The sequence below is a fragment of the candidate division KSB1 bacterium genome, assembly GCA_022562085.1.
Classification (GTDB): Bacteria; Zhuqueibacterota; Zhuqueibacteria; order Oceanimicrobiales; family Oceanimicrobiaceae; genus Oceanimicrobium.
Map to the genome: position 1 here is coordinate 1 of JADFPY010000390.1, position 4,057 is coordinate 4,057.

Genomic DNA, 4,057 nt, shown 5'->3' on the forward strand with positions numbered 1-4,057 from the left:
GTTGGTATAGAGCTAAGACCTGAAATTGATGAATACTTTCATAAATTCACATAGGATTTTCAAATGGATATAAATAAAGTAATTTATTCAATCAATATTGAAGATGTGCAAAAGGTTGCTGAAGATGAACTTGGACGAGAACTAAGTGAGAATGAAGTTAAGATCATTGAAGAAAGAATTGGCGATAATATCAGTTGGTATGATGCAATTTGTTTAACGATAAACGATTTAGAAATGAATCAATGATTTTATCTTCTGAAAAAGAAACACTTTTATAGTCCCCCAAAAAAGAAATCACTGTATTTGACGCCCTATTCTCGTCCCCAGTTTAGTGCTTTTCAAAATCAAAAAATTCCAAAGCTCCACCGGCCTTGAAATACTGGTCGGTCAGGACGACGCAAGCAACGATTATCTGACTTTTAGAGTCGGTCACGCCAACGACGTCTGGTTTCATGTCAGCGGAACCCCAGGAAGCCACGTCATCTTGCGCTGCGGTGAAACGAAAGGTCAACCCGACAAAGAAAGTCTGCGCGAGGCTGCTGCTCTGGCGGCCTGGTTTTCCAAAATGCGCACCGGTGGCAAAGTAGCGGTTTCTTATTGCTTTGTAAAACAAGTTGGTAAACCGCGGGGGATGAGGCCGGGAAAGGTAACCATAAAAAACGCAAAGAAATTGCTGGTTCGTCCAGAATTGCTTGAGGAAATTAAATAAGTTATCTCAAAAACTATGGCGAAGGCGTCCCGCTGAGCCTTTTCAAAATTCAGAACTTAGGAATCCTCGGCGGGACGCCTTCGGACTAACTCTTCGGTAAGCACTGCAACAGTTAGATTAACCCTTGATGCGGTTGGATAAAAGCTACCACAATGGTCGTAATAACCGCCAGCCAAATTGCCACGTACATGGGTACGAAATAGTTTCTTCTCTTCAACATTTCCGGAAATTTGATTGGCATTCCCGAAAACTTGCCGCGCGGTTTGTTTGGGAAGAAAAAGGTTTTATAAGTTTCAATCGTGCCAATCGTATAACCTAACGCTCCAAAAGTGATAAAAAGATAGTTTTCGGTAAAATGAGCAAGCATGAAGGCGTACGACATCGCCATGACCGGGCTTCGGAAAAATTTAGGGATCTCAAATCCCTCCTTCGGTGCGTCTTTCCAGGCGCCGCCAAAAGCTGAAATCCAGCCGCCGATACCGCCAAGCACCAATACCACTATCATTCCTGAACCGCCGCCGAAGTTTATGGTCTGCAAATAATAAACGCCCCAAACGACCAAAACCTCGCCGGTGAAATAAAGAGCGCCGACGCTCAAGCGGATGGCGTGACTTTTTATCACTTCTCCTCGGAAGCTAAATTGCATGGGAATGAAATATTTTGATTGATCCTGCACCCGAAGAAAGGTCTTCCAAAACTCCACCAACGCCCGTTCAATCACATAGGTAACCCCATAAAGGACGACCATATTTCCGGGTTGGGTCATATTTAGTTTAGTAACAAGATAAACACTGACCGAAGCTGCTGCGCCCATAAGCGTGCTGCGAAAATATTTTGGCCAGGTGAAGCCCTCATGCGGGGCGTCTTTATACATTCCCCAGGTCGAGGTGTGCAGTCCTGCCATGAGTCCAATGATGAGTGCAATTATAAAATCCATAGGTTTAGAACTCCCTCCTGATTCTGATTAAATTGATTCGTAGACTTTTTCAATAAGCTTAATGTCCTGCTCAGCTAAGTCGAAGGTAAACATTGGCGCCCTTCCATTTCTAATGCAATCGATAAAATCCCGAAACATGCCTTTATAACCGGCAATATCCTTTAGGCCGGGGAAAATGAGTTGTTTTTTTCGGCCCCGCACAAAAATAAATATCCCGTTTGACTCGAAGGTGATGCTGCCTTCCCGGCCGTAAATTTTCGAAAGTCTCAGCCCCTTAAAAAGCGAAGGCGTTTCCCAGGAGTGATAAAGCGTCCCAACCGGACCTTCCTCGTATTCCATTGTAATAAGGATACTTTTTTCTACGCCGTTTTTGTGGCCGGGCCGAAGGCCTTTGATCGTTTTTACGTTTAGCCCCAGATTAGCAATCAAGTTAATCCAGTGAATGCCGCCTTCGAAAAGCGCGCCGCCGCCGGACAGCTCTGAGTCACTGCGCCACTCTTCTTTTTTTATGACCTGCTTTTTGAGGGCGTTGATGTGCACAAATAGAATTTCTCCGATTATACCGGACTTGATTAGGTCCCGTAATTTGAAAGCAAGCGGTTTGTAGAAGTAATTTTCCGCCACAAAAACCCGCCGGTCGGCTTTCTTCCGGGCTTTGCCAACTAATTTAAAATCGCTTGAATTCAAAAACGGTGGTTTTTCTACGATGACATGTTTGCCCGCTTCCAGGGCTTTCAAAGTCAGGTCGAGATGCTGCTTTGGCGGCGTGGCAATTAAAACGACATTAACATTTTCCGCTTGAATGGCGGCCATATACGATTCAAAAATCCCGTGACCGCTGAATTTCTGATTAAAGTTTTCCGCCTTGTTTTTATCCCTGCTGGCGTAATACAATTGAATTTTTTCGAATCCTGCCAGGGTTTTGCTGTGTATTTGAGTAGCTTTGCCGCAGCCAAGAAAGGCCAGGTTTATGGTGTTTTTCGTATTAGAGAATTTCATTTTTCAGAATATGCCGGCCCACACGCAACGCATTTGCCGAAATCGTTAAACTAGGATTCAGCCCCCCTGAGGTTGGCATGAAACTACCGTCAACCACGAACAGATTGTCGATTCCCCGAAATTGACAGTACTGATCCAGTGCGGAAGATTCCGGACTTTCACCCATGCGAACCGTGCCGACAGCGTGGGAAAACGTTTTTATTTTGTGTTTATAAAAAAGAATTGCGCCGGCCTTTTTTAAAATTCCTTGAGCCTTTTTCAATAAGGCGTCTCTCGCTGCATAATCTCTTTTTGTATAGTGATGAGTAATCTGAAGTTGAGGCAACCCAAATCGATCTGATTTCGAACGATCGAGAGCAAGGTGATTTTCATATTTCGGTTGATCTTCCGCCAGGACGATCAGTCCGGTCAAATGCGGTACAAAAAGAGCCGCCAATTTACCAATTGGTTTGGGAAGCATCCCTTTCACGAGTCCGATGGGCGGTGTCTGCAGTTGCTGCATACTGCCAAGCTTACCCTTCGGAGATTTGATGCTCGAATGTCCAAAATAAAAATCATGAATGCCGAGCTGTTTATGAAATTCATTATGCGGGTCCGGGCGCTTCGGGAAAAACCCAAAGGCAATGGCGTTGCAGTGTCGTGTCAAATACCGGCCGACGACATCTCCCCCCGGATTTAATTGTTCAAGACCGGAAGCCAATAGCAAATGCGGAGACGCTAATGAACCCGCCGACAAGATCACTAATTTAGCGTGGTAACTTTTATTCTCTCCGAACTTTTTATCGAAGCAATCTACTTGGGAAATGCGCCCTTTTGCTGTTTTTAGCTTTACAGCAACTGTGTTGACTTTTATTTCTAACCCTTTTTCTATTAAACCGGGCAACACGCGGGTTGCCAGATCATTTTTAGCTTGAATGGCACAGGCGAATGTATCGCAAGTAGGGCAAGCAATGCACTGGGCTTGTCCGTTTTGCTGGCCATAATTAATTGCCAAGGGAAGTCGAAAGGGGTGATATCCCAAATCGTCTGCCGCTTGACCGATCATTTGCGATACCTCGGAAAGCTTCCCAAGTTTTCCCGGAAATGGTTTGCTGCGGTTTGGTTCGGTGGGATCGCCAGGTTCGCCTGCAATGCCCAGAATCTCTTCTGCCTGGCAATAAAACGATTCCAAATCAGTATATTTGTATGGCCAGCTTGCGTCCGAATTGTTCGCGATTTCAGGCGCCACTTCAAAGTCAGCTTCACGAAGCCGCATGGAAACACCGCCGTAAAATACGGACGGTCCGCCAACACAGGTGTAAGCTCCCATGATTTTGCTGTTGCCGCCGGCCAATACGCGATAAGGGATCTCTTTAGAGTAGTAGGGAGTCAATTCTACTGAAGCGTCAGCTGCCCAATTATGCTGACCGCGA

Annotated in this window: 5 protein-coding genes; 2 read left to right on the forward strand and 3 right to left on the reverse strand. The window is 45.4% G+C overall.

All coding sequences use genetic code 11. The annotated features are described in order from the left end of the window. Positions 1–63 precede the first annotated feature (63 nt). Together IH879_20935 and IH879_20940 are read left to right on the forward strand one after the other, a co-directional pair. Positions 64–246 (forward strand): hypothetical protein, encoded by a 183-nt coding sequence (locus IH879_20935; GenBank protein MCH7677394.1) that lies wholly within the window; start codon positions 64–66, stop codon positions 244–246. A gap of 85 nt (positions 247–331) precedes the next feature. Continuing rightward, positions 332–709, forward strand: coding sequence for a DUF814 domain-containing protein (locus IH879_20940; protein MCH7677395.1), 378 nt, complete (start codon positions 332–334; stop codon positions 707–709). Between the two features lie 112 nt (positions 710–821). On the opposite strand, the gene IH879_20945 is transcribed toward IH879_20940, so the two are convergent. From IH879_20945 to IH879_20955, 3 genes are all read right to left on the reverse strand, one after another. Beyond that, positions 822–1,646, reverse strand: coding sequence for a hypothetical protein (locus IH879_20945; GenBank protein MCH7677396.1), 825 nt, complete (start codon positions 1,644–1,646; stop codon positions 822–824). Positions 1,647–1,673: 27 nt separating this feature from the next. Then, positions 1,674–2,645 carry a Gfo/Idh/MocA family oxidoreductase gene (locus IH879_20950; protein MCH7677397.1) on the reverse strand — a complete coding sequence of 324 codons (972 nt, stop codon included), beginning with the start codon at positions 2,643–2,645 and terminating at the stop codon, positions 1,674–1,676. Next, positions 2,632–4,057, reverse strand: a 1,426-nt coding sequence (locus tag IH879_20955; GenBank protein ID MCH7677398.1) for a GMC family oxidoreductase, incomplete at its 5' end; no start/stop codon positions are given. The genes IH879_20955 and IH879_20950, both read right to left, overlap by 14 nt.

Excerpts from the sequence above, each read along its gene's own strand:
- IH879_20945 (MCH7677396.1), bottom strand. The coding sequence starts at position 1,646 with ATGGATTTTATAATTGCACTCATCATTGGACTCATGGCAGGACTGCAC.
- IH879_20935 (MCH7677394.1), top strand. The coding sequence starts at position 64 with ATGGATATAAATAAAGTAATTTATTCAATCAATATTGAAGATGTGCAA.
- IH879_20950 (MCH7677397.1), bottom strand. The coding sequence starts at position 2,645 with ATGAAATTCTCTAATACGAAAAACACCATAAACCTGGCCTTTCTTGGC.